At 73.8% G+C, this 24,343-nt stretch carries 20 protein-coding genes and 2 pseudogenes; 11 read left to right on the plus strand and 11 right to left on the minus strand.

The window, feature by feature from the left end; all coding sequences use genetic code 11:
• Window positions 1-254 precede the first annotated feature (254 nt).
• On the plus strand, window positions 255-878 hold the full coding sequence (locus I3F54_RS13390) for a hypothetical protein (protein ID WP_240118942.1): 624 nt from the start codon (window positions 255-257) through the stop codon (window positions 876-878).
• 158 nt (window positions 879-1,036) lie between these two features.
• Window positions 1,037-1,252 carry an antitoxin gene (locus tag I3F54_RS13395; protein WP_240118943.1) on the plus strand — a complete coding sequence of 72 codons (216 nt, stop codon included), beginning with the start codon at window positions 1,037-1,039 and terminating at the stop codon, window positions 1,250-1,252.
• 204 nt (window positions 1,253-1,456) lie between these two features.
• Here the strand turns inward: I3F54_RS13395 and I3F54_RS13400 are convergent, their stop codons facing one another.
• A complete protein-coding gene (locus tag I3F54_RS13400) occupies window positions 1,457-2,395 on the minus strand; it encodes an AfsA-related hotdog domain-containing protein (protein WP_240118944.1) in 939 nt (312 codons plus the stop codon).
• Between the two features lie 220 nt (window positions 2,396-2,615).
• Complete coding sequence (locus I3F54_RS13405; protein WP_240118945.1) at window positions 2,616-2,759, minus strand: hypothetical protein; 144 nt, start codon at window positions 2,757-2,759, stop codon at window positions 2,616-2,618.
• A gap of 247 nt (window positions 2,760-3,006) precedes the next feature.
• On the opposite strand from I3F54_RS13405, the gene I3F54_RS13410 reads away from it, so the two are divergent.
• Window positions 3,007-3,486 (plus strand): iron chaperone, encoded by a 480-nt coding sequence (locus tag I3F54_RS13410; RefSeq protein ID WP_240118946.1) that lies wholly within the window; start codon window positions 3,007-3,009, stop codon window positions 3,484-3,486.
• A gap of 502 nt (window positions 3,487-3,988) precedes the next feature.
• On the opposite strand, the gene I3F54_RS13415 is transcribed toward I3F54_RS13410, so the two are convergent.
• From I3F54_RS13415 to I3F54_RS13425, 3 genes are all read right to left on the minus strand, one after another.
• Window positions 3,989-5,344 carry an alpha-lytic protease prodomain-containing protein gene (locus tag I3F54_RS13415; RefSeq protein WP_240118947.1) on the minus strand — a complete coding sequence of 452 codons (1,356 nt, stop codon included), beginning with the start codon at window positions 5,342-5,344 and terminating at the stop codon, window positions 3,989-3,991.
• Window positions 5,345-5,453: 109 nt separating this feature from the next.
• Window positions 5,454-6,416, minus strand: coding sequence for a LysR family transcriptional regulator (locus I3F54_RS13420; protein ID WP_240118948.1), 963 nt, complete (start codon window positions 6,414-6,416; stop codon window positions 5,454-5,456).
• Between the two features lie 276 nt (window positions 6,417-6,692).
• Window positions 6,693-7,364: a beta-glucanase gene (locus tag I3F54_RS13425; RefSeq protein ID WP_240118949.1), complete on the minus strand. Its 672-nt coding sequence runs from the start codon at window positions 7,362-7,364 to the stop codon at window positions 6,693-6,695.
• A gap of 779 nt (window positions 7,365-8,143) precedes the next feature.
• Here I3F54_RS13425 and I3F54_RS13430 point away from each other — a divergent pair.
• The 8 genes and pseudogenes from I3F54_RS13430 to I3F54_RS13465 all read left to right on the plus strand — a co-directional run.
• Window positions 8,144-8,632, plus strand: a pseudogene (locus I3F54_RS13430) (hypothetical protein); the annotation flags it as partial.
• 251 nt (window positions 8,633-8,883) lie between these two features.
• Complete coding sequence (pelF, locus tag I3F54_RS13435; RefSeq protein WP_240119016.1) at window positions 8,884-10,395, plus strand: GT4 family glycosyltransferase PelF; 1,512 nt, start codon at window positions 8,884-8,886, stop codon at window positions 10,393-10,395.
• A complete protein-coding gene (locus tag I3F54_RS13440) occupies window positions 10,392-11,801 on the plus strand; it encodes a hypothetical protein (protein WP_240118950.1) in 1,410 nt (469 codons plus the stop codon). Before pelF ends, I3F54_RS13440 begins: the two co-directional genes overlap by 4 nt.
• Window positions 11,802-12,005: 204 nt before the next feature.
• Window positions 12,006-13,007: a GDP-mannose 4,6-dehydratase gene (locus I3F54_RS13445; RefSeq protein ID WP_240118951.1), complete on the plus strand. Its 1,002-nt coding sequence runs from the start codon at window positions 12,006-12,008 to the stop codon at window positions 13,005-13,007.
• Between the two features lie 30 nt (window positions 13,008-13,037).
• Window positions 13,038-13,751, plus strand: coding sequence for a sugar phosphate nucleotidyltransferase (locus I3F54_RS13450; RefSeq protein ID WP_240118952.1), 714 nt, complete (start codon window positions 13,038-13,040; stop codon window positions 13,749-13,751).
• Between the two features lie 6 nt (window positions 13,752-13,757).
• The gene (locus tag I3F54_RS13455) at window positions 13,758-14,681 is read left to right on the plus strand and encodes an NAD(P)-dependent oxidoreductase (RefSeq protein ID WP_240118953.1); all 924 of its coding nucleotides are present in this window, start codon (window positions 13,758-13,760) and stop codon (window positions 14,679-14,681) included.
• Window positions 14,678-15,340 carry a spherulation-specific family 4 protein gene (locus I3F54_RS13460; RefSeq protein WP_240118954.1) on the plus strand — a complete coding sequence of 221 codons (663 nt, stop codon included), beginning with the start codon at window positions 14,678-14,680 and terminating at the stop codon, window positions 15,338-15,340. The genes I3F54_RS13455 and I3F54_RS13460 overlap by 4 nt, the downstream gene beginning before the upstream one ends.
• On the plus strand, window positions 15,337-16,143 hold the full coding sequence (locus I3F54_RS13465; protein WP_240118955.1) for an endo alpha-1,4 polygalactosaminidase: 807 nt from the start codon (window positions 15,337-15,339) through the stop codon (window positions 16,141-16,143). Before I3F54_RS13460 ends, I3F54_RS13465 begins: the two co-directional genes overlap by 4 nt.
• A gap of 273 nt (window positions 16,144-16,416) precedes the next feature.
• Here the strand turns inward: I3F54_RS13465 and I3F54_RS13470 are convergent, their stop codons facing one another.
• From I3F54_RS13470 to I3F54_RS13495, 6 genes and pseudogenes are all read right to left on the minus strand, one after another.
• A complete protein-coding gene (locus I3F54_RS13470) occupies window positions 16,417-19,248 on the minus strand; it encodes a DUF5682 family protein (RefSeq protein WP_240118956.1) in 2,832 nt (943 codons plus the stop codon).
• Window positions 19,245-20,357, minus strand: coding sequence for an AAA family ATPase (locus I3F54_RS13475; protein ID WP_240118957.1), 1,113 nt, complete (start codon window positions 20,355-20,357; stop codon window positions 19,245-19,247). The genes I3F54_RS13470 and I3F54_RS13475 overlap by 4 nt, the downstream gene beginning before the upstream one ends.
• 220 nt (window positions 20,358-20,577) lie before the next feature.
• Entirely contained in the window at window positions 20,578-21,984 is a 1,407-nt protein-coding gene (locus I3F54_RS13480; protein ID WP_240118958.1) for a VWA domain-containing protein, read from the minus strand.
• Entirely contained in the window at window positions 21,981-23,399 is a 1,419-nt protein-coding gene (locus I3F54_RS13485; protein ID WP_240119017.1) for a hypothetical protein, read from the minus strand. The genes I3F54_RS13480 and I3F54_RS13485 overlap by 4 nt, the downstream gene beginning before the upstream one ends.
• Before the next feature lie 18 nt (window positions 23,400-23,417).
• Window positions 23,418-23,912: pseudogene (locus I3F54_RS13490) on the minus strand (hypothetical protein); the annotation flags it as partial.
• 130 nt (window positions 23,913-24,042) lie between these two features.
• Complete coding sequence (locus I3F54_RS13495) at window positions 24,043-24,207, minus strand: hypothetical protein (RefSeq protein ID WP_308373464.1); 165 nt, start codon at window positions 24,205-24,207, stop codon at window positions 24,043-24,045.
• Window positions 24,208-24,343: the final 136 nt, after the last annotated feature.

Consider the following 24,343-nt stretch of genomic DNA (forward strand, 5'->3'; position numbering starts at 1 on the left):
GCCGCCGCCACGGCAGGAGGGCCGCGGCCGGACGCACCGAAGGATCGCCAGGACCTTTCGGCCGGTGCCCGGGGCGGGGCGCCGGTCGCCGGATCCGGCCGCCACCGTCCCCGGCACCGGCTGGAGTACGCCTGGCTGGAAGGTGCTCGGCGCCGCCCCCACACTTGCCGTGAAAGTGGCATGAAAGCGATGTGTCACGCATTTCTCACCGAGGGGGCGTCGAGGCTCGGCCGGCCCCGAACGAGGAGCAGCCCATGAACAGCGGCACACCGTCCCGGACTCCCCGCCCCGCGCTGCGCCGCCCCTTGACCCACGGGATGTGCGCAGCCGTCAGCGGTGTGCTGGCACTCGCTGCCTGCAGCGGCGGCGACGGTGGGGACGGCGGCACCGCCCCGGCGCCGACCGCTCCCGTCACGTCGAACTTCTCGGGTGAGGCGCCCACGAGCATCCTGTCGTCGGCCGCGTCGAGGAAGGCCGAGGTCCAGGAATCCGCGGCCTCGTCGGCCGCCGCCCGGGCCTCGGAGTTCGCCGCATCCGTCTCGGCGGACAGCGAGCGGGCACGTACGGAGGCCCGGAAGGAACTGGGCGAGGTCCAGGGGCAGGGCAACGCCGTGGGCGACGTCTCCCTGACCGGTCTGCCCCTGTCGGCCACGAACAACGTGCGCGCGCTGCTCGTCACCATGACCAACCGCACCGACCGGACCGCCTCCTTCGCGGTGCAGGTCGACTTCAGCGACTCGGACGGGAAGGTCGTCGAGACCGTCTACGTGGGCGCCCGGGACGTCGAAGCGGGGCAGAAGGCGCAGCGATACGCCATCAGCAGCAGTCCTCCCGAGCCCCGGCTGACCGCCGGGATCGCCAAGGCGCAGTGGTACTGACACCGCCGCGGGCCGGCCGCCGACCGACCCGGAACCCGCCGGCGCACCCCGTGCCGGGCGGTGCACCCAACACGCCCCCGCGGCCTCCCGTCCACCGCCGACGGACATGGGAACATGGCCCTGACCAGGCAGTTCAGCACAAGGAGACAGGTTCGCACATGTTCGATGCCCTGAAGAACCTCAAGGACAGGGCCGAGGACCTCGCCGAGGCCCACGGGGACACCATCTCCGAGGGGCTCGAGAAGGTCGGCGACTTCATCGACGGCAGGACCGCCGGCAAGCACAGCGACAAGATCGACACTGCTGTCGACAAGGCCCAGGACTTCGTCGGGAAACTGGGTGAGAAGGGCGGAGCGGGCGTACAGGGGAAGTAGGGCCGGACGGAACCAGCGGGACCCGCACGATGCCCTGCCGAGGGGGCGGCGTCGGCGATCCGCCTCCGCCCACCCACGTGTGCGGCGCGCCCCCCTCTCGGGCGGCGCGCCGTACACGTGGCTCCGGAATCCGGCCGGAAAGGGCGGAGGGGCGGGTCCGCGGGCACCGGAGCCCCCGTTCCGGGCCGGTTCTCCGGGCGTGCGTCACCGTCCCAGCAGTTGGACGGTGCCGGTGGCGGAGATCCGGCCGGCGGCCGTGACGAGGAAGCGGACGCCACTGGGCTCCCCGGCCACCTCGACCAGGGCTCCGCACGACGGGACCGCTTCCCGGAGGTCCAGGCGCAGCCCGATCACCGCGGCGGCCGTCATCCCGGAGCTCAGCAGTGCCGCCTGCCGTCCGGCTTCCAGGACCGCCGGGGCGGGCAGCTGGATCGGCCGTCCGGGCAGGAGGACGGGGTGCGCGGGGTCGCGGGGGACCACGGCGAGTCGTCCCTGCGCCCCCCGCGCCAGCAGGACGTCCTGGTCCCCGGCAGCGCCCACCGCGGCGGCCGGGGGATGGAGCAGCGCCGGCGGCGGAACCACGTCGGCGACAGCCCCCTCCACGGGTGCCGGCGGGGCGAAGCGCATGGTGCCCCGGCCGAACAGCATCCCGGCGTGCAGGTACTCCGCCGAGAGCCGGTACGCCTCGACGGCTCCGGACCTCACCACCAGGTCGCTGAGGGCGCAGCGGACCGTCACATCGGTGGCACCCCCCCGTTCCGTCGGCCTCGTCCGCGGATGCAGCCCCAGGCTGACCGACACGGCCTCCAGCCGCGCACCCCGGACGGGCGGCAGGTGACGACGTTCCACGGCCACGGCCAGCTGGCGCAGGGACTCGACCATGATCAGCGGGTGGTGCGGCACGGCCGTCACACGTTCGTTCAGCGGGTGCAGTCGCGGCCACTGGCACTCGGCCTCGAAGTACCGGGCCGCCAGGCGGCGCAGGGACACCACCAGCATGGACGCCATCGTCTCCAGGCCGATCGAGCGCCAGGTGAGCGGTGCGTCCGCCAACCCGGTGTCCTCCGGGTGCCGCACGGACGCGACGGCGGCGCGATGGGGTGACACCGTGCCGGTCGCGCGGTCCACGGCCGTCTCGTGCATGTCCGTCTCCTGCCGCAGGGGGTCGGCCGGAAGTGTCGTCACCGGCCGTCTGCCCCCGTTTTCGCCGCCCGCGGAGTCGATGGATGCACACGGCACCCGGCGGCGCGGTGCGAGTCCCGCGTCACTGCCGCCCGGCGCGTCGGGCTTCGGACGGCAAGGCCTCGCCCGGGGTCCCGGCGACCGGGTGTCCGGCCCGTGGTCACCGAAGGGGGACGCGCGCTCAGGGCAGGGCCGCGGACGCCGCCCCGGCCGCCGTGGAGTCGGCGCGCAGCCAGACGGTGCGCTGGGCCCCGGGACCGCGGGGCGGGGCGACGCCGCCTCCGGGCCGGCCGAGGAGCCCGCGCCGCGGGCCCGGCAGGGACACGGTTCACCATGGAGGCACGCTTCCGTTCTTCGGTAGTACCTGCCGCACGTGCCCGCCGTACCGGGCTGCCCGTGAAGGCCGGCGGGGGCGGTGGGGGGCGGGTGTGCCGCCCGGGTGTCCCGGGGCCGTGGTTCCCGTGGTCGCCACAGGTGCGGGCCGTGTCCGGCGGGGGGATGCTGTGACGGAGCGATCGGGTCCGGCCGGGAACGCGGGACCTGCTGCGAGCGAGCGACCCACGGGAGAGACGATGGCCGGCGGCAGCGCGTACGAGGGGTTCACGGCCGAGGAGCGGGCCGCGATGAAGGAACACGCGCAGGAGCAGAGGAAGGCGGCGCGCCGCGGCTCACGGGCCCAGAAGGCGGCGGAGGCGGAGCGGGACGTGCTCGCCAAGATCGCCGAAATGCAGGACACCGACCGGGTCATGGCCGAGCGCGTCCACGCCGTGATCAAGGCCGGCGCCCCGGGCCTCGCGCCGAGGCTGTGGTACGGAATGCCCGCCTACGCCCTGGAGGGCAAGGTCGTCTGTTTCTTCCAGAGCGCGGCGAAGTTCAAGGCCCGCTACGCGACACTCGGGTTCAACGACCCGGCGAAGCTGGACGACGGCTTGATGTGGCCGACCGCTTTCGCCGTGGTCGAGATCGACGACGAGGTCGAGAAGCGGATCCTGGCGCTGGTGAGACGGGCGACGGGGCAGGGCGGGCCCGGCGGGTCGCCTCTGGAGGCCTGAACCCGCCGCCGTCCCGCCGCCCCCGCGCCGGGATCCGGCCACGGTGGATGGAAGAACTCGACGGCGGACGCGGGCCGTTGCGTCTCACCATGCGGCGCATGGTGATCTCCCCGCACGATGGTCCCGGGCAACCGTCTACCCCGGCATGTGGGACCGACCCGGCCGACGAACTCCGCGACACCGAAGACACACCGGCGGACGGCGAACTCACCACAGTGGAGGACCCCTGACGGACGACCGGCTGACGCTGCGGATGGAGTGCGAGGGCCTGGCTCCGGAACAGCCGGCCCGGCGATCGGTCCCCCCGGCGAGCCGCAGGCCACGGCGAGCGCGCACCCCGGCGGGCGGCGGGGCCGACGGCGCCCGGCCGGCGACCCGCCCTCCTCCTGTGGCGGGTCGCCGGCCCCGTGGCCCGGTCCCCGGGCCGGCCCGGACCCGGCCGGGCGGCCCCGGCGCTCCGTCAGGAACGCCCGGGTCCCCACCGGCCGGCTGTGTCAGCGCCTCACAGCCGCTGCCACAACGCCGGCACGTTCGGCGGCTCCCATCCTGTCTGCGCCTGGTGGCCCTGGATGCAGCGGTAGGTCGCCCCGCCGTAGGTCACCGTGTCGCCCGCCTGGTAGACGGTTCCCGCCGCCCAGGTGCCACCCGGGTCACCGGGATCGCCCGGGTCGCCGGGGTCACTCCCGCTGGTCTTGAGGGTGAGGCCGTAGGCCTGGAGGATCGGGTTGATCGGCTGGAAGAACGTCGTGCCGCCGCTGGTGCAGTTGCCCGAGCCACCGGAGGTGACGCCCTGCGCCTGGCTGCCGGAGATGAACGAGCCGCCCGAGTCACCCGGTTCGGCACACACCGAGGTGCGGGTCACCCCGCTGACGGTGCCCTCCTGGTACGTCACGCTCGTGTTCAGCTGCTGGACGGTTCCACAGTGCCAGCCGGTCGTCGAACCCGAGCGGCACACCGAGGAGCCGACCGGGGCCTGGGCTGACCCGGCGACCTGGGAACCCGAGCCGTTCACGTAGGGCGTCGCCGTCCAGCCGGAGTTGGCGGCCACCCACGCCATGTCGTTGCCGGGGAACACCGACGCCTGGAAGGTTCCCTGCGCGACCCGGTTGGAGCCGCTGGTGGTGTTGCCGGCGCGCCCGCAGTGCCCGGCCGTGGCGAACCCCTGCTGGGTGCCGCGGGTCACGGGGAACCCGATCGAGCAGCGGCTGCCGGTGCCGATGTAGTAGGCGTCGCCACCTCGCAGGTCGTACAGCGGCCGGGGCCGTTCCGGCGAGGTGGCCACGCGGGCCAGGGACGCGTCCACGCCGGCCGCCGCGAGCAGCGAGCGGGCGGCCTGCGGTCGTATCGCCTGCACCACGAGGGTGTTGGTGGGCACGTCGACGTACCACACCGGGGTGTCCCGGGTGGAGCAGTGCGCGGCGGCCCGGTCCAGGCGTGCCTTGGCCGCGTCGAGCGTGGTCAGGGAACGGGTCACCACGGCGGCGTGCGCGCCCCGCGCCTCGATGGCGGGAACGTCGGCCCGGTCGGTCGTCGCCACGGTCAGCGTCTCCGACTGCGCGCCGCGCACCCAGGCGCCCGCGAAGTCGGAGCCCAGCGCGGCGCGCAGCCGGCCGGCGGTGGCGCCCGCCTCGGCCTCGTTCGCCAGGCGGTGCTCCGCCTGGCGGCGGTCCAGACCGAGGTCTCGTTGCAGGGCGCTCAGGAGCCCGGGAGGGGCGTCGGCGGTGCGCAGGGTCCCGGCCGCCGTGGGGGTGGCGGGGTGGGCCGGTCCGGCGCTGGCGGAGCCGCTGAGCCCGGCCCCGACCAGCGCGGCCGTCGCAGCGGCGGCGGCGCAGACGGCTCTGGCATGTCGTAGGAGCATGGGGAGGTCTCCTCGGAATCGGGTGGAGTGCCGAAACCGTAGGGAGGCGCCGCGGGGCGGCATAAGACGTCAGCCGACCCCCTGCCCCGGTGTTATGGAAACGCCCGGATCACCGCAGCGCCGTGTCGGGATCGCCGCGCCGGGCCAGCCAGTTGGTGTAGCTGTCGCTGCGGGCAGCCGCCCTGGCGTGGGCGATGCGGGCCTGGGTCAGCAGGACCGCCGCCGTGTCCGGCTGCTGGGTTCCCGGGTGCCAGCCCAGCAGGTGCCGCCACACCAGCGGCGTACCGGCGAGCGGGCGGGTGGTCAGGCCGGGCGTCGGTGGGAAGGTGGCCCGGCACAGGCCCACCGCACGCCCGACCTGCACCAGGTGCACGCAGGAGGCGGTGTCCGTCTCGTACATGCGGCGCGGGGTGAACCCGGCGCGGGCGCAGGCCGCCGTGAAGCAGTCCGCGAAGCAGCCGTCACCGGGCACGCAGGCCCACTCCTGGCCGGCGAGGGCGGCCAGGTCGACCTCCCGCCCGGGGGCGAGGGGATGATCCTCGGCGAGCATGACGAACACCGGGTCCACGGCGATCTCCTGCCAGGCGAGGTGCGGGGCGCCGGGCGGCGCGGCGGACCCGCAGGTGCCGGCGAGGGCGAAGTCCAGCCGCCCTTCGGCGAGCAGGCCGGCCAGTTCCCGCTCGGACCACGAGGCGCGGGTGGTCACCGTGGTGGCGGGAGCGGCGCCGGCCAGGTGGTCCACGAGTGCGCCCAGAAGCGGGCCGTGGGTGCCGCCGATCCGCAGCCGCTCCGCCTGCCGTCTGGTGCGGGCGAAGCGGGCCGCCTCCTGCTGGAGCTCACGCACGGCGGGCAGCACGATCTGCGTGCGTTCCAGGACGAGTTCACCGAGGGGCGTGGCCCGGACACCGTGCCGGCCCCGCTCGAACAGTGCTCCGCCCAGGGCCCGTTCGATGCGCCTGAGCTGCGCGCTGAGCGCGGGCTGCGCAAGCCCGAGCGCCGTCGCCGCTCTGGTCAGACTGCCCGCCTCGGCGATCGCCCGGATGGTCTTCAGATGCCGCAACTCCAGCTCCATGAGGGGAGCTTGCGGCGCGCGACGGCCCGGTGCAAGAGGCTGGTACAGACCTGTTCCGCGCGGCGGCGAGCGGCTCCCGGGCCGGCGGTTCATGGCATCGTCACACCGGCCCGATCGGCCGTGTCTTTGACCGCCCCAGGAGGTGAGGTGGCCGATGCCTCGCACCACCGTGTTCACGGGGACGCCCGGTCCGGCACCGCCGGCCGGGGAACCACCGTCGCACCGGCAGGGGGGACCCTGTGGGGACGGCCGGCCCGACGGGCGTGCGCGGGCCCGTCAGCCGCCCGGGTACCGGTGGGCGGGGCGGCGCACCAGCAGGTGCTCCACCTCGTAGGACAGCTCGGTGGTGTCGGCGTCCGGCGGCGGGTGGTAGCGGCCGGCGCACACCGAGAGGTTGACGATGAGGTAGGCGTGCCAGCCGAGTCCCACGCCACGGGCGTCGGCGAAGACCCGCTCCCCGTTGAGGTACCAGACGACGCCACGCCTGCCGAACGTCACGGCCAGGTCGGCGACCGCTCCGGGCCGCACGGCTTCGTCGTGGACGTAACCCCCGGACCGGTGCACGTGGTTGGTGAACTCCAGCAGATCCGGGTTGTCCGGATGGTACTCGAAGACGTCGACCTCGTTGCCGCCGTCCCGCCAGGTCCAGATCGCCGGCCACGCACCCAGCCCGGTCGGCAACCTCACCCGGGTCTCCAGGTGGTCCCCGGCCCGCAGCATGAAGCCCTCGGCACTGCCCTCGGTGGTCAGCAGGCCCGTGTCCCAGAGGCCGTCGGGCCGGCGCGTCGCGCGGAACGTGCCCTCGCGCGAGTACGAGGGGTCCGGGGTGAGGTGGTCCAGCTTGTCGTCGCCGGGATTGGTGGGCCCGCCGCCTGGATAGGCCCAGGAGTGCCCCGCGACCCACTGGCGGTCGGAGGCGAAGTCTGCGGTGAAGACGACGTCACTCACGTGCTCTCTCCTCCTTCGCGAGGGACGGCCTCGGCGTTCCGGCGTCGGGCTCCTCGCCTGCCCGCGTTCTCCCCCGCGCCGCGGCGGCCATGCGGTGCGGGGCGGAACGCGGGCGATGCTTCACCCGCGCGAGTGAAGCACCGCCCGTCACACCGCAGCACCGCAGCACCGCAGCACCGCGACCGAACGGGACCGCAGGACGGCGGAGTGGTGTGGCAGCCCCGCGGCGACGGAGCCGGGGCACACCCCGGCGACGGCGGTTCGTCGTGATCCCCGCGGCGAGCACCTCGGCCGGAAATCGACTTTTTACGCCGAGTTCAGCGACGGCACGAACACCAGCGGCGGCCCCGGTCCACACGCCCGAGACGCGCGCCCTGTGCGGCCTGACGAACCGACCGGGCGACGCAGTGAGCTGATTCCGGCCACAACAGATTGTCATATTGGTCTGGACCAATGGAAGTTCCACCGACGGGCCCCCGCCATCCGCCGGCACATCACGCCCCTGCCTGACCTGCGCAGCGCCCCGTGGAACCACCGGCCACCCGGCACACACAGCGGGCGGACCCAGCCGCAGGACGGGCGGATGGTCTCATCTCGGGCACCTGCACTTTTCCGTCAGGTTTCGCAACGCAACCACGAAAACTCCACAGACAGCTCACTATGTGACGCGACGGATGCGTCGACGACCGGCCTCTGAGGGGGAAGCCGGCGTCACGCGTGGGGGTGCGTCCGCTCCGCGGAGCCGTGATCGCCCCTGCCTCGGGAGGGAACAACACCGCATGAAGCGGACCATACGCACGACCTTGCCCACCACGGGCGCGCTCATCACCGCGCTCGGAACACCGGCCACGGGGGCTCGGGCCGACACCTCTGCTCCCCGCATCGACCTGCGGGTACTCGTCGTGAGCGACGGCGGACCGGCCGCCGACGCCATCGCCGCCGAACCGGGCACCGCGGGAATGCCGTACACCGAGATCGACCGCGCCCGCTGCGACCGGCCGGTGATCGACGCCGGCTATCCGGCCGACACCGTGGACGGCCGGCCGCGTGCCGGGTTCCAGACGATCGTCCTGCCGGACGGCAACCCGTTCGCAGCGCACTCCCCCGAGATGGCCGCGCTGGCCGCGTACGCGTCGGCCTACGGCATCCCGCAGGTCGACGCGTACACCCGCGCCCGCCCCGGGGCCGGACGCCACTACCCGGTCCACGGCGGTTGCTCCGGCAGCGCCGACGGGGTGCGGGCCGAGGTGACCGCCGACGGCCGGTCCCAGACCACCGCCTCGGCCCCGCTCACCCTCACCCTCCCGGCGTCCACCGCCGCCTCCTCCACGGCAGGCCAGACGGTCAGCTCCACGAAGGCCGCCCGGCCGGCACCGCGCACACGGATCCCCGAGGGCGTCACCACACCGCTCTCCCCGACCGCGGAGCCCTGACCGGCGCACCGGCAGCCCGGTCCCGGCAGCCCGCTCACGCGGCCGGGCCGGCACGACGACCCCACACCTTTGCCGTGGAGCACATCTTGCACGTTCACCACGGCGCGCGGCGCTCCAGCGCGACGCGCGTCACCCTGCTCACCGAAGGCACCTATCCACACAGCCACGGCGGCGTCAGTGTCTGGTGCGACCAGCTCGTCACCGGCATGCCCGACCTCGACTTCGACGTCATCGCCGTCACCGGCACCGGACGCGAGCCAGTCGTCTGGGACCTGCCGGGCCATGTCACCGGCGTGCGGTCCGTCCCCATGTGGGGCGACGCCCCGCCGGGACGCCCACCGCGCGGCCGGTCCCGCGACCGGCTCGCCGACGCCTACGGGCAGTTCCTCGCCGCGCTGCTCGACCCGCACGCCGAGGCCGGGTTCGCGCCCTCCCTGTACGTCCTGGCCCAGGCCGCGGTGGAGGGACGGCTCAGCCCCTTCCTCCGGGACGACGCGGCGATCTCCGTCCTGACCGCCGTGTGGAACCGGCCCGGACTGGCCGTCCGGGAGGCACAGCCGACACTGCACGACGCGCTGACCGCAACCGCCCTGCTCGAACACGCCCTGCGTCCGCTGTCCGCGCCGCCGCCGGAGACCGGGGTCGCACACGCCGTCAGCGGCGGCGTCGCGGTCCTGCCCGGTCTCGCGGCCCGCGAACGCCACGGGGTCCCGCTGCTGCTGACCGAGCACGGCGTCTACCTGCGCGAGCGGTACCTCGGCTACCGCACCGCGCCGTACCGCTGGCCCGTCAAGGCGTTGGTCCTCGGCTTCTTCCGGCTGCTCGCGCAGGAGAGCTACCGCCAGGCCGCCCTGGTCACACCGGGCAACCGCTACAACCGGCTCTGGGAGGAACAGGGCGGCGCCGATCCGGCGTCCATCCGGACGGTGTACAACGGCGTCGATCCGGCGGCCTTCCCGCCGGCCGGCCCGGAGCCCGGGACGCTCACGCTCAGCTGGGCCGGACGCGTCGACCCGATCAAGGACCTGGAGACGCTCATCCGCGCCTTCGCGATCGTCCGCACCCGTCAGCCCGACGTGCGGCTGCGCCTGTTCGGCGGGACTCCACGGGGCGGGGAGGCCTACCGGGAACGCTGCGAGGCGCTCGCCGCCGAGTTGGGGCAGGCCGGCGCGGTGACGTTCGAGGGCCGCGTCGACGACATCAGGGACGCCTATGCCGCGGGGAACGTGGTGATGCTGTCCAGCATCAGCGAGGGCTTCCCGTTCACGCTGATCGAGGCGATGTCGTGCGGGCGGGCGACCGTCTCCACCGACGTGGGCGGTGTACGGGAGGCCGTCGGCGACGCCGGCCTGGTGGTGCCGCCGCGCGACCCGGAAGCCATGGCCGCCGCGGCGGTGGAGCTGCTGGGCGACCCGGTGCGGCGCCGGGCGATGGGCGAGGCGGCGCGGCTGCGGGTGATCGAGCAGTTCACGCTGCGGCAGACCATCGACACCTTCCGCGGCATCTACCACGAACTGTCGCGCCGCGAGGAGCGGGTGCCCACCCGCATCCTCGTGCCCGCAGCGACCGTCGCCGGCCTGGGGAGTCTCACCGGATGAGCGGTCCGATGCCCCTCGAACCCGGGGGCTCCGAGCAGGACACGCTGGCGCTCCGGCTGGCCCGGCCCCCGCAGCCCCGCCGCCCGCGCTGGACCCGGGACGAGACCACCCTGGCGATCCGGCTGCCCCGGCCGGGCCCCGACGAGGAGGCGGTCAACGCGCTGGCCGCCGAACTCGCCGACCGGATCGGCCCCGCGGTCCACCCCTGGGAGGTGGCCGCGCTCCTGGAGGCCGAGGGCCTGTCCGCCTCCCTGATCAAGGAGCGGTACGGCCACCCCAACCTGTTCTCACTGGCGTCGGCGCTGTACGAGCGAGTACCGCGGACGTTCCCGGAGCCACCCGCCCCGGCGGACCCCTGGCGGCCCGACACACTGCGCTGCCTGCTGCGGGGGTTGCTGTTCGCGCTACCGGCCCTGGCGTACGTGCTCACCGCGCCGCTGTGGCGCCTGGACCTGTACGCTCCCGTCCTGATCGTGGCGGGCGTGGTGTCCTGGGCGTGGGGACAGGCCCTGGGCCACCGGGCGTACCTGCGGATGGTCACCGGTCGCCGGGAGGCCGCGCGCACCCTGCTGACCGGGTCCCTGATGGGTGCGGCGCTGTCCACGGCGCTGGCCGCGGTGCCCGCCCGGGGCGGTCCGGTCACCGCGGTCGCGGCGGCCCAGGCGCTCTACCTGGCGGCGGCCGGCGTGCTGCTGGTGCTGGGACGGGAACGGCTGCTGCTGGCCGCCCTCAGCCCGCTGGTCGGCGGGGCGGCGGCCACGCTGTGGTGGGAGCCCGGTGCCGCGGCGCGGGCGGGGCTGACGCTGCTGGCGCTCCTGGCCACGCTCTCCGTCACCGTCCGCGTGCTGTGGTCCGGTCTGCGCGCCCCGGCCGCCGCCGATGGCCCGCGGCCACCCCTGCGCGCCTCGGTCCCGTACGGCCTGTTCGGCCTGGCCGCCGCCCTTCTCGTCATGCTGGAGGGGCTACGGCACCCGTACGCGGTGATCGCCCTGACACTGAGCATGGGCCCCGCCGAGTGGCTGCTGTACCGCTACCGCGGGTGGTCGGTCGCCGCGCTCCGGGTCAGCGCGACGCCCCGGGAGTTCCTGCTCCGCTCGACGGCCGTCCTCGGCCGGTGCCTGTCCGTCTACCTCCTGCTGTTGCTCCCCCCGGCACTGCTCACCGGTTCCGGCCCGTCCGTCCTGGTACTCGCGGCCACCCTGTGGACCGCACTGCTGCTCCAGGCCTTCGGCTCGGCCTGGCCGCCGGCCGTGCTGTGCCTGCCGGCCGCCGTCGCGGTCGGGGCTGTCACCTGGCTCCACCTGCCGCCCGGCGCACTCGCGCTGCCCGTGGCCTGCGGTGTGGCCGCCGCCGGACTCGCGGTCTGCACGCTCGGGGTGCTCGGCAGGCCCGCACAGCACGCCTGACCCCGGCCGGGTGAGTGCCGGCCCCGCCACCCCACCGGCAACGGGCAATACGGCACGTCCATATGACACAACTTCACGACTTGACCACACAAAACGCCTCAAATCAGTCCATACCATGCCGAATTTCGGCTCGGGGCGCATCAACTCGACTCGGATCGACTCCGATCGACGACACGTTCGACATCGACGAAAGGACCCCCCGTCTTGACCTCCGCACCGCTCGCCGCCGTCACCGGGGCCGAGGGATTCATCGGCTCTCACCTCACCGAGGCTCTCGTGGCCTCCGGGCACCGCGTCAGGGCCATGGCCCAGTACAACTCCTTCTCCTCCTACGGCTGGCTGGAGACGCTGCCCGCCGACGTCCTCGACCAGGTGGAGATCGTCCTCGGCGACGTACGCGACCCGGGCTCGGTCCGCGGACTGCTCGAAGGCGCCGACTGCGCCTACCACCTCGCCGCACTCATCGCCATCCCCTACTCCTACCGGGCGCCGCACAGCTACGTGGACACCAACGTCACCGGCACCCTGAACGTGCTGGAGGCGGTGCGGGCACTGGGCACGCCGCGTCTGGTGCACACCTCGACCAGTGAGACCTACGGCACCGCGCAGACCGTCCCGATCACCGAGGACCACCCGATCAACACCCAGTCCCCGTACGCCGCTTCGAAGGCAGGCGGCGACCGGCTCGCCGACAGCTACCACGCCAGCTTCAGCACACCCGTGGTGACGCTCCGGCCCTTCAACACCTTCGGCCCGCGCCAGTCGATGCGGGCGGTCATCCCCACCGTCGTCGGACAGCTCGCAGCCGGGGAGCGCACCATCACCCTGGGCGATCTGCGCCCGACACGCGACTTCACCTTCGTCGGGGACACCGCGCAGGCGTTCCTCGCGGTGGGGTCCGCCCCGGCGGAGCAGGTCGTGGGCCGCACCTTCAACGCGGGCACGGGCGGAGAGATCTCCGTGGGCGACCTCGTCGCCCTGATCGGCAAGGTGATGGACGTGCCTCTCGACGTCCGTGAGGACGAGCAGCGCCTGCGGCCCGCCGACTCCGAGGTCATGCGGCTGGTCGCCGACGCGTCCCGGCTGACGGCGGCGACCGGCTGGCGGCCGGGTCACTCGCTGGAGGAGGGTCTCGCCCGCACCGTGGAGTGGTTCGGCGAGCCGTCCAACCTGGCCCGCTACAAGACCGGCATCTACAACATCTGATCCACCGGAACCCACCTCAGGAGGTACGCCATGCACGCAGTGATCCTCGCCGGAGGCAAGGGCGTCCGGCTGCGGCCGTACACGACCGCGCTGCCCAAACCGCTCGTCCCCATCGGGGACCAGCACGCGATCCTGGAGATCGTGCTGCGCCAGCTGTCGAAGGCCGGCTTCACCAGCTGCACCATCGCCATCGGCCATCTCGGGGAGATCATCCGTGCCTACGTCGGTGACGGCTCCCAGTGGGGCATGAGCATCGACTACGCCATGGAGGACAACCCACTCGGCACGATGGGCCCGCTGCTCACACTCCGCGACCGGCTTCCGGAGGACTTCCTGGTGATGAACGGCGACGTACTCACCGACCTCGACTACGCCGACGTGCTGAGCCGCCACGAGGCGTCAAGGGCGCCGCTGACCATCGCCACCTACGCCCGCAAGGTCCGCATCGACTTCGGGGTGCTGACGACGGACGCCAGCCAGGTCGTGGCGTTCACGGAGAAGCCGAGCATCGACTACCGGGTGTCCATGGGCGTCTACGGCGTCTCGCGCGCCACGCTGGAGGCCTACACGCCGGGGCTGCCGCTGGGCTTCGACGAGCTGGTGCTGGACCTGCTCGCCGAGCAGCGGCCCCCGCAGGCCTACGAGTTCGACGGCTACTGGCTCGACATCGGGCGTCCGGACGACTACGACCGGGCCAACGCCGAGTTCACCAGCCGCAAGTCGCTGTTGCTCAAGGGAGCCTGAGACCCCATGCGCATCCTGGTTCTCGGTTCCACCGGATACCTCGGCAGCCATGTCGTCGAGCAGCTGCGCGCCCGTCCGGGCGTGCGGCTGCTCCTCGGCGGCCGGTCGGCCGCCGAGGTGACCGTCGACCTGGCGTCGGACCGGCCGCGGGAGCTGGCCGGAGCCCTGGCGTCGGTCGGCCCCGACGCGGTCGTGAACTGCGCGGGAGCGACCGGCGGGGACCCCGTCACGCTCGCGGAGGTGAACGCACGCGGCCCCGCCGTGCTCTGCGCGGCGCTGCGGGAGGCGGCGCCCCGGGCCCGTCTGGTCCATCTCGGCTCGGCCGCCGAGTACGGCCCCGGCGCACCCGGCACGCGGGTGCCCGAGTCGGCGGGCACTTCCCCGGCCGGCCCGTACGGTGCGACCAAGCTCGCGGGCACGGTGGCGGTGACCGCGTCGGGCCTGGACGCCGTGGTGCTGCGGGTCGGCAACCCGGTGGGCCCGGGAGCCCCGCCCACCGGCCTGCCCGGCCGGGTCGCCGGCCTCCTCGCGGAGGCCGGGGCCGATCCGGGGGCGGTCCTGGAACTCGGCGACCTGTCCGCCCACCGGGACTTCGTGGACGCCCGCGACGTGGCCCGGGCGGTGGTGCTCGCGGCCACCGCCCCGGGCGGCCTGCCCCGGGTGCTGAACATCAGCGGCGGCGATGCGGTCCCGGTGCGCGAGCTGGTGCGGACGCTGGCGGACGTGGCCGGGTTCCGGGGGCGGATCGCCGAGCAGGGCGGGGGCGGTTCCACGCGCTCCGCCCAGGTGTCGTGGCAGTGCTCCGACATCACCGCCGCCGGCGACGCCCTCGGCTGGCGCCCCGAGCACATCCTCAAGGCGTCGCTGGCCGCGCTGTGGGAGGCGGCGGGCTCCGGCTCGCACCCGCCCGAGGCGGCGAGGACGCGGTGAGTCTGCTGATCCCGCTGTACGTCCATCCGACGGAGGACCCGGCAGCCTGGCAGCGCCTCATCGGCGGCGCCAGCCGCACCTACGCCGTCGTGATGAACCCCGCGAACGGGCCGGGGTCCGCCCCGGATCCGGCGTTCGCCGCGGCGGCGGAGGCACTGCACGCGGCGGGGGCACGGCTGATCGGCTACGTCGACACGGACTACGGCACGCGCGACCCGGCAGAGGTCACCGCCGAGGTACGCCGGCATCAGCAGTGGTACGCGGCGGACGGATGCTTCCTGGACCGGGTGACGGCAGGGCCGGACGGGCTGTCGGCCTGCCGCCGCCTGGTGCGGTCCGTGCGCCGGCTGGGTGCCTCGACGGTCGTGCTGAACCCGGGGGTGCACCCGGCTGCGGGCTATGCGCGGCTCGCGGACCTCACCGTCACCTTCGAGGGCCACTGGTCCACGTACGTGGCGACGTTCAGCCGCCCGTCGTGGGCCATGCGGCAGCCACCGGACCGGATGTGCCACCTCGTCTACGGGGTGCCGGAGCAGCTCGTCCCGCTCGCCGTGCGGACCGCGCACGAGCGGGGGGCCGCCGTATGCGGCCCCGTGACGGGAGAGCTGCCCAACCCGTGGTCCCGGCTCACGCCCGCACTGAGCGAGGCGGACCGGTGAGCCGGGGCGCGCGGCCCGTCGCCGCGGCCCTGGCGCTGGCCCTCGTCGCGGCGCTGGCCGCCTGCTCCGGCGGCCACGGCCGTGCGGGCGGCCCGCGCACGGCCGCGCTGTGGCAGCCGCGGCCCGGGCTGACCTGGCAGTGGCAGCTCGACGGGCGGGTCGACCCCTCCGTCGACGCCGCCGTCTACGACATCGACGGGTTCGAGAACTCCGCCTCGGACGTGGCCCGTCTGCACCGCGACGGCAGGAAGGTGATCTGCTACATCAACGTGGGAGCGTGGGAGGACTTCCGCCCCGACCGGCACGACTTCCCGCAGTCGGTTTTGGGTGGGCCCAACGGCTGGAACGGCGAACGCTGGCTGGACATCCGCAAGGTGTCGGTCCTGCGGCCCCTCATGGAACGCCGGTTCGACATGTGCCGGGACAAGGGCTTCGACGCCGTGGAGCCGGACCTGGTCGAGGGGTACGGCAACAAGACGGGCTTCCCGCTCACGGCGGCCGACCAGCTCCGCTACAACCGCATGATCGCGGAGATCGCGCACGAGCGGGGGCTGGCCGTGGGTCTGAAGAACGACCTGCCCCAGATCCCGCAGTTGCTGGGTCACTTCGACTTCGCCGTCAACGAGGAGTGCGCCCAGTACGACGAGTGCCGGCGGCTCGAACCGTTCGTGAAGGCGGGCAAGGCGGTCTTCCACGTGGAGTACTCCGAACCGCGGGAGGAGTTCTGCCCGCAGGCGCGGTCGCTGCGGCTGTCGTCGATGGTGAAGAAGCCGGAACTGGACACCTGGCGCAAACCCTGCTGACGACCCCGACGGCCGCGGTCCCCGCCCAGCGGGGGCCGCGGCCCTCGCCTGACGACGCGGTGGAGCCACGCGGCTCCGCCGTTGCGGGCCGGTGGCGAGTGCCTGCCCGGACGCGGCGACGGGGCCCTCGGGGTGCCGTCACGCTTCGCGGTCCGGGCTGTCTTGATCCAGTATGCCGGGGCCGCGTGGCCGGGACCGGTGCCCCCGGGGTGGGGTACCCCGCGGCCCGTGTGCCCCGGCCGTTTCCTCCCCGCCGGCCGGGGCGGTGACTCACTACTGTGCCGTGCCGCCCAGCAGCACCTGCAGCGCCTGCGCGGTCCGCGGATGGCGGGCGAGGAGCACGGGGCCTGCGGGGGCCGGCGCCGCCACCTGCCATGTCCCCTCGCAGCCGAGCAGGTGCGCCGTCGCGTCGCAGGTGGCGGGGTGGGCGGCGAGCAGCGGCAGGGCTCCGCGCCCGGCAGAGCCAGCGCGGGAAGGGCCGGCGGGCTCCGCGGCCGGTTCGCCGTGCCAGGGCGGGACCCACGCGTCCAGGGCTGCGAGCCGCCCCGGGAAGACGCGGCCGGCCTCGCGGATCAGCAGGGGTGCGAGGTCGCCGCCGTCACGGAGGGTGGTGATCAGGGTCGGCAGCCAGGGCAGCAGCACCGGATCCGGCAGCCGGGCGAAGGCGTGGGAGACGGCCTCGACGACGAAGTCGGCCAGTTGGGGCACCGGTTCCAGGGCGTGCAGGAACCCGCTGAGGTAGCGCGGGTAGGCCGGGACGACCAGCGGGTTGGCGAGCAGTGCGTCGCACCGCGCGCGCAGATCGGTGCGGGAGAGCCGGCCGAGCTGGGCCTCGGCTGCCCACAGCAGGGCCGTCTTGGCCGGGTCCTCGGGATGCGACTGGGCGACGGCGAGTTCCAGCTGGGCTCGGTCGCAGCCGAGGGACAGCGCGAGGCTCTCCATGCTGAACAGGAAGCCCAGCATGGCCGCGACCTGGCGGACGCTCGCGTCGTCGTCGGCGAACGCCGTGGGCAGCAGGGTGCAGTAGTGTGCGTAGCCCGTCTTGACGAAGGCCTCGATCCACGCGGGCAGGGACGGCTCGCTGGTGCGGTAGTGGCCGAGCAGCCGGCGGGCCCGGCGCAGGACCTCCGGAGCGCCGTCGACGCTGCGTTCGGTCGCCAGCACCTCCAGGGCGTGCAGGCCGAGTTCGTCGGCGAGGCGGCGGCTGTGCAGGTAGAGGGTGGCGTCCTCGACGGCTTCGAGGACGGTCGCCGTGGTCGCCTGGGGGCCGTAGGCGGTGCGCCGCAGCCGCTGTTCGAGGACCTGCTCGATGCTGACGCCCTCGTAGCCCAGTTCGATGAGGGCCCGCTGATGGGTGCCGAGGGCCAGGTCCCACGACTCCTGGATGGGGCGCTCACCCAGCCGCCGTTCGCCCATGACGGGACGCGCGGCACCGTGCGGCATCAGGTAACGGAGCATCCACAGCACGTCCGAGCACTGCTCCAGCTCCGGCCGGGACGTCATGTCGAGCAGGGCCCGCTGGACGCCGCGCTGCTGAAGCCTGAGGGCGAGGGGGGCGAGCCGGTCGTGGACGTCGCGGGCGAGCGGCGGCAGGGCGTCGTAACCGACCCGGCCGACCCGGTCGCCGCCGAGCATGATCTCGGTGAGGCGGCGCACGTCGCGCCGGCCCGGCACACGGTCCTTCTCGATGCAGGTGACCGCCGCGTCCTGGAAGTCGTACGGCGTGGGCTTGGCCCGGTCGCGCATGCCGGCCAGCAGGATCGACGTCTCGAACACCGCGATGGCGTCGGCGGTGGAGGCGAGGTAGCCGTTGCGCCGGGCGGCCCGCACGATCTCCACCGACCAGCCGAGGAGTTCGGTCTCGTCGAGGCGGTCCAGGACCGGGGGCCGTTGCAGGAAGCCGGTGAGCCTGTCGGGTTCGGCGGGCGCGCCACCGGGCGGGAGGGCCGCGGTGGCGGTCGCCGCCGCCTGTGCCGTCTTCCGCGCTCCCTTCTTCGCGGTGCCGGAGCCGGCCTGCCCGGTGAGCCGGTAGGGCACGACCCGGGTGCGCCGGAGGTTCTTGGCGAACTGGGTCGCGGCGATGGACACCGAACCGGCGGTGAGGCCGAACTGTGCCTCGATCGCCGCGTGGCTGGACGGGATCAGCCCGTGCTGCCAGCGGGTGGCGCTGGGCGCGCTGATGTCGAAGGCGTCGTCGCCGTCCACGCCGAACTCCGCCACCCGGCTGGCCGCGTGGAACGCGCCGCAGACGTAGATGCAGTCGGCGGGGTCGGTGCCGGTCGCGGCGAGGTGCGAGCGCATCCGCGTCCACATGTGACGCTCGCGGTCCTCGTCGACGCGGACCCGGTGCGGGTCGCCCGGGGCGAGGCGACGGAAGAGGCTTCCGATCAGCAGCATCACCTGGAGGTAGGTGGCGTGGTCGCTGTCCCCGAGGGGCAGTTCCACGTACTGGTGCCACCACTCCGACCAGTGCCTCACCCGGCCGTGCCGCAGCAGGTGCTCCTCCAGTTCGGCGAAGCGGGGGCGCAGGTCGCCGATCTCCACGCCGACCGCGTCACCGTGCAGGGCGGCCTCCTCCTCGACGAAAGCGTCCGCGTCGGCCGGTTCGGCGGTGCCGTCGCCGTTCTCCCGCCACTGGAAGACGTGGTCGGAGGAACGGTCGACGAGGACGAGTTCGACGCCGGGGGTGTCCAGCGCGTAGGCGATCGCCTGGTACTCGGCGGACGCCTCGGTGATCGGGGCGACGACCGACAGCGGTGCCCACTCGGCGGGGAAGCCGTCGACCTCGGTGGCGTACGCCTGCACGGCGACCGGGAGCCGGCAGTTGCGCAGCTCCGTCAGCAGCGGTGCCATGTCCTCGCAGAGCTCCAGGTACACCACCTTCGGCTGCTTCTCGCGCAGCCGGCGCGCCATGGCGAGGGCCGAGGCGGGCGAGTGGTGGCAGACCGGGAAGATCTCCAGTGGTTCGCGTACCGCGCGGTCGACGTCGTCGACGATGCCGAGGAGGATGCCCTCCAGCGCCCGGGGCCCGTCGGCGAACGCCGCTGCGGCCTGCTGGAGCTGGCCGCGCAGGGCGGTGAAGGTTCCCTCGTCCACGGCGCTCACGACAGGGTCGCGATCGCGTCGCGCCCGCCTTCGAGGAACTCCGGCCAGGAGCCGCCCTCTTCCTTGCTCCGCGGTTCGACGACGCCGTGCAGGTACTTGTTGAGGATGGCGAGGTCCTCGGGCTCGCGGCGGGCGAGCGATCCGACGAGCGAGGAGGCGAGGGTGCGGGCGGTCAGGGCGCGCTCGCCGAAGAAGTTCCCGTGCAGGACGGCGTCCTCCAGGACGCCGATCTGCTCGGCGGTGGACAGCGCCGACTCCAGCTTCTCGTCGTCGCTGCCGGCCGCCGCGGCGGAGGCACGCAGGTCGGAGAAGCTGCGCAGCAGCACGTCCAGCAGGGTCGGCGGCACGTCCAGGTCGATGCTGTGCCGGCGCAGCAGTTCCTCGGTGCGGAAGCGGACGATCTCCGCCTCGCTCTTCTTGTTGGTCACCACCGGGATGCGCACGAAGTTGAACCGCCGCTTGAGGGCGGAGGACAGGTCGTTGACGCCCCGGTCACGGCTGTTGGCGGTGGCGATGACCGAGAAACCGGGCTGGGCGAAGACGATGCTGTCGCTGTCGAGTTCGGGGACCGAGATGTACTTCTCCGACAGGATGGAGATCAGCGCGTCCTGCACGTCGCTGGTGGCGCGGGTGAGTTCCTCGAAGCGGCCGATGACGCCGGTCTCCATCGCCGTCATGATCGGTGAGGGGATCATCGACTCCCGGGACTGGCCCTTGGCGATGACCATGGACACGTTCCACGAGTACTTGATGTGGTCCTCAGTGGTGCCGGCCGTGCCCTGCACGACGAGCGTGGAGTTGCGGCAGACCGCGGCGGCCAGCAGTTCGGCCAGCCAGCTCTTGCCGGTCCCCGGGTCGCCGATCAGCAGCAGCCCGCGGTCCGAGGCGAGGGTGACGATGGCCCGCTCGACGATGCTGCGGTCGCCGAACCACTTCTGGGAGACCTCGCGGTCGAGGCCGTCGGCCCGCTCGGAGCCCAGGATGAACAGACGGATCATCTTCGGGGACAGCCGCCAGGAGAAGGGCTTGGGGTTGTCGTCGACCGATTCCAGCCAGTCCAGCTCCTCGGCGTACTTGATCTCGGCGGGGGCGCGCAACAGGTCGGACATGCGAAGGCCTTTCCAGGAGGGTGCACGGGGACGTGCGGGGATGCGGGACGGAGCGGGGAGGGGGCAGGGCGGAGCTGCGGGGCGTGACGGGGGTGAGCGGGGAAGGCGAGGCGGACGGTGGGCCGGCGCCTGCCGGAACGCGACCCGGTTCCGCGACCGGACGGTTCACCGGGCCGCGGACCGTTCCGGTCGCAGCGCCGGGTGTCGCGGCAGCAGTCTCCTAGGCGAGGAACGTCCTGAGCTCGTGGACGAGCTTGCGGATGTGGCCGGAGACGACCGGCGTGCCGAGGTCCTTGAAACGGTCCTTGAACCAGGGGTTGACGCTCCCGCGACCGGCGCTTGTCACCGAGCCGACGGGGATGAATCTGGCGCCGGAACGGTGGATGGCCGCCATGCTCTCGAACAGCGGTCCGCCTTTCCATTCGTAGAAGTCGGAGATCCACACCACGACCGTGTTGCGCGGTTCGGCGATCTTCGGCTGGGCCAGAGCCATGGCGACCGTGCCGTCCGTGCCACCGCCGAGGTTGGTGCGCAGCAGCGTCTCGAAGGGGTCGTTCACCCAGGGGGTGAGGTCGAGCGCCTGGGTGTCGTAGGCGATCAGGTGGACGTCGACCTTGGGCAGTCCCGCGAAGATGGAGGCGAGGATGGTGCAGTTGACCATCGAGTCGACCATGGAACCCGACTGGTCGACGACCACGATCAGTCGCTGCGGCGTCGTCCTGCGGGCGGTGTGCCGGTAGTAGAGGCGGTCGACGTAGAGCCGCTCCTCCTCGGGGTCCCAGTTGGTGAGGTTCTTCCAGATCGTGCGGTCGAGGTCGAGGTTGCGGAAGACCCGCTTGGGCGGGACCGACCGGTCCAGGGTGCCGGCGGATGCCTTCTCCACCTGGGTGCGCAGTACTTCGGCGACCTCGTCGACGAAGCGGCGGATCAGGGCTTTGGCGTTGGCCAGGGCGACACCGGAGAGGTTGTTCTTGTCGCGCAGCAGCTGCTCGATGAGCGACATGCTCGGCGTGAGCTGTGCGGCGAGCCGCGGGTCGGCGAGGACCTCGCGCAGGTGCATGCGCTTGACCAGATCGGCCTCCAGGGCGCCGAGTTCGGGTCCGATCGCCGGAAGCAGCGTGCTCAGGTCGGGTGCCCGGCCGCCGGCTGCCGTGCCCGTCGGACCGGCCGCGGAGCCCGCACCGCCGCGCTGGCCGCGCAGTTCGCCCGGCCGGCACCCCAGGGCACGCTCCAGCCAGGCCGTGTCGGACTGCCAGCGGGCGAGCTGCCCGGCGGTGACCGTGCCGGTGCCGGTCGCGAACACGTTGAGCAGCACCTTGGACGCCAGCGCGGCCCGCCGGACCTCGGCGGTCCGGTCCCGGTCCGAGCCGTCGGACTCGGGCACCATCAGCCCGTCGAACTCGGCCGCCAGTTCGGGGTGGCGCTGCACGAGGGCGTCGACGGAGGACTGCGGGTCCAGCAGCGCGGGCGGCAGTCCGATGTCCTCGACGACGGCGAGGGACGCGGTCTCGAGGCCGGGCTGCTCCTCGGGGTCGAGGAGGCGGGCGAGCAGCCGCCAGTACAGAAGCTGCCGCCGGTTGCCGTCGGCGTCGGGCAGGGCGGGGCCCTCGGTGGTGTGGTCGGTCATTTCCGCAGCAGCCTTCCCGCACGTTCGCGCAGCACGGCCACCGCGTCGGTGGCGGCCTTCTCGGCCCTCAGCCCGGCCTTGTCGGTGGTACCGGCGGCCCAGGCCCCGGCATGCAGCGCCACCGCCTTCCGGCGCACGGTGCTCTCCACGGCGAGCGGCTGGAGCAGGAAACGCCCGCCGTCCCAGCGGAGCAGCCCGATACAGGCACGGGACGCGGCGACGGCCTGCGGGGTGAGCGGGCCGGCGGACGGGACGCGGTCGGTGTCGACGGTCAGCCGGTGCCCGGGGAGGACGAACGTCAGGGTGTCGTCGTCCTGTTCGGCGGCGTAGTCCTCCAGGAGGACCGGGTGGGCGAGAGACGCCGGGTGCCGGTCCAGGGGGGCCACGGGTGCCGCGGTGGCGGTGGGCAGGACGACGCGTGCGGTGGCGAAGGGGTCGGCGGGCTCACCCGGGCGGGCGTGCTCGTCGTCCCAGAGCAGCTCGCCCTCGGCGGTGACGGGCATGTCGACGACGTCCATGCAGCGACCCTCGGCCGCGGACGCCAGGAGCGCCATGTGCGGACGCAGCAGTTGCCAGAGGCCGGCGCCGAGGACGGTGTCGGGCTTCGGCACGGACACGCTCGCCCGGACCAGCCGGGGCGTGCTCCCGTCGGCGGGTTCGAGCACGGCGTGGACCTGGGCCTGGGCGGCCGTGGCGTGTTCCTGGACGTCGACGCCGAGCGGCAGCAGCCTGCCGGTGGCGGTTTCGGGGGCGGACGCTGCGGCGGTTCCGGGCACCGTCAGCAGCATGCCGCGCGCCCACAGGTCCGCCCAGCGGCGCAGGGGTGCCCGGTCCAGCGAGGCGCCCGGGCAGGACGCGGCGAGCTCGGCGGCGAAGCCGTCGAGGAGGGTGGCCGCCCGGCGCAGCTCCGGGTCGGGGAGCATCGCGGAGATCACCTGGCCGGAGCCGGCGACCAGGTCGTGGTCGATGCCATGCCAGCCCGTACGTGCCAGGTCGCAGAGCCAGGAGCGGGCGGCGGCGAGCAGGTTCGCCGCCTGCGGCCCGGCGGCGGTGTAACCGGGTTCCTCGGTGCGGGTCCGGCCGGTCACCTCGTCGGCGCGTGCGGTGAGCGCGTCGTGCGCGGCGCCGAGCAGCGCGGTGCGGGCGGCGGCGAGTGCGAGGAGGTGGTCCTCGCCCGCGGCGCCGGCCGCCGCCTTGTCGGCGGCTTCGCAGACGGCGTCGGCGAGCGGGGTCGCGGCGACCGCGTCGGCGAGCTCCCGCAGCGCCGCCGCCTGGTCGGGCCCGGGGCGCGCGAGGCCGCCGGACAGGCTCCGGTCGAAGGCGTCGACGGGGGCGAGGGCCTCGGCGAGCCCGTCGACGGGCTCGCCGAGCAGGTCGTGCTCCTCGGCGGCGGTCGCCGTGCCGGCGTCGCGCAGCGGCGCCGCGGTGTCCTCCGCCCGCGTGGGCGGGAACCACTGCATCTCCGGCAACGGCGAGGTGACCGGGGCGAGTTCCAGATAGGCCAGATGGCGCAGGAAGCGGCTGAAGACCGAGGCGGCGGCGTTGCCGCCGGCCGGGGAAGGGCGGGTCGCGCTCATGGCGGCGCGGACGGTCTGCGCGTTCGCCTCGGCGTCGCCGAGGTCGACCCTCAGGTAGCGGGCCACGCGCTCGGCGCCGAACTGCAGGACCGCCTCGTTGACGAGAGCGCCTATGTGATTGCAGAAGCCACCGCGGGCGCCGCCGCAGGGGCGGTTGTTGTTGGTGCTGCACGCGTAGGCGTACGTACGGGTGGTGACCGCGGAGACGTAGACCCGCTCGACGGCCGAGCCGCTGGAGACGACACCCTGCAGGCGTCCCTCGGCCAGCTCCACGAACGGAACCTTGGCGAGCTTGCGCGGCCGGGCGGGCGGCAGCACCCGCGCCGCGCTCGACCTCTCGAAGCCGGACAACGCATCATCTCCTTTGCAGCACGAGGGAAGACCCGCGCCGGACCGGCGGGGCACCAACGAACCTAGTGGGGACCACTGACAACGCCCCCCCGTGCCCGGTGCGCGCGGGCCACCCCGGCCTGCTCCCTCGTCAGGCGGTGCGCGCCGCCGACCGGTCGGCGGCGCGCGAGGCACCCGCCGTCGTGCTCACGGCGCGGCCCCGGTACGTCGTCCTGGCGGGGTCCACGACAGGATCGCCGAGAACGATCCGGCCACCGCGGCGCAGTGCGTCGCACGCGCCGGTGGGCAGGGCCACATGGCAGCTCCCCCTGCCGTCCCGGCCGTCGCGCCTCGTTCGCCCTGTGCCCGTGCCCGTGCCCCGCCGCGCCGGGCGCCGTCCGCCCCCGGCGATACCGGGGCGGCAGGCACGGCCTGCTGCCGGGGTCGGGGCG

It is taken from the genome of Streptomyces sp. MUM 2J, assembly GCF_022414535.1.
GTDB lineage: Bacteria > Actinomycetota > Actinomycetes > Streptomycetales > Streptomycetaceae > Streptomyces.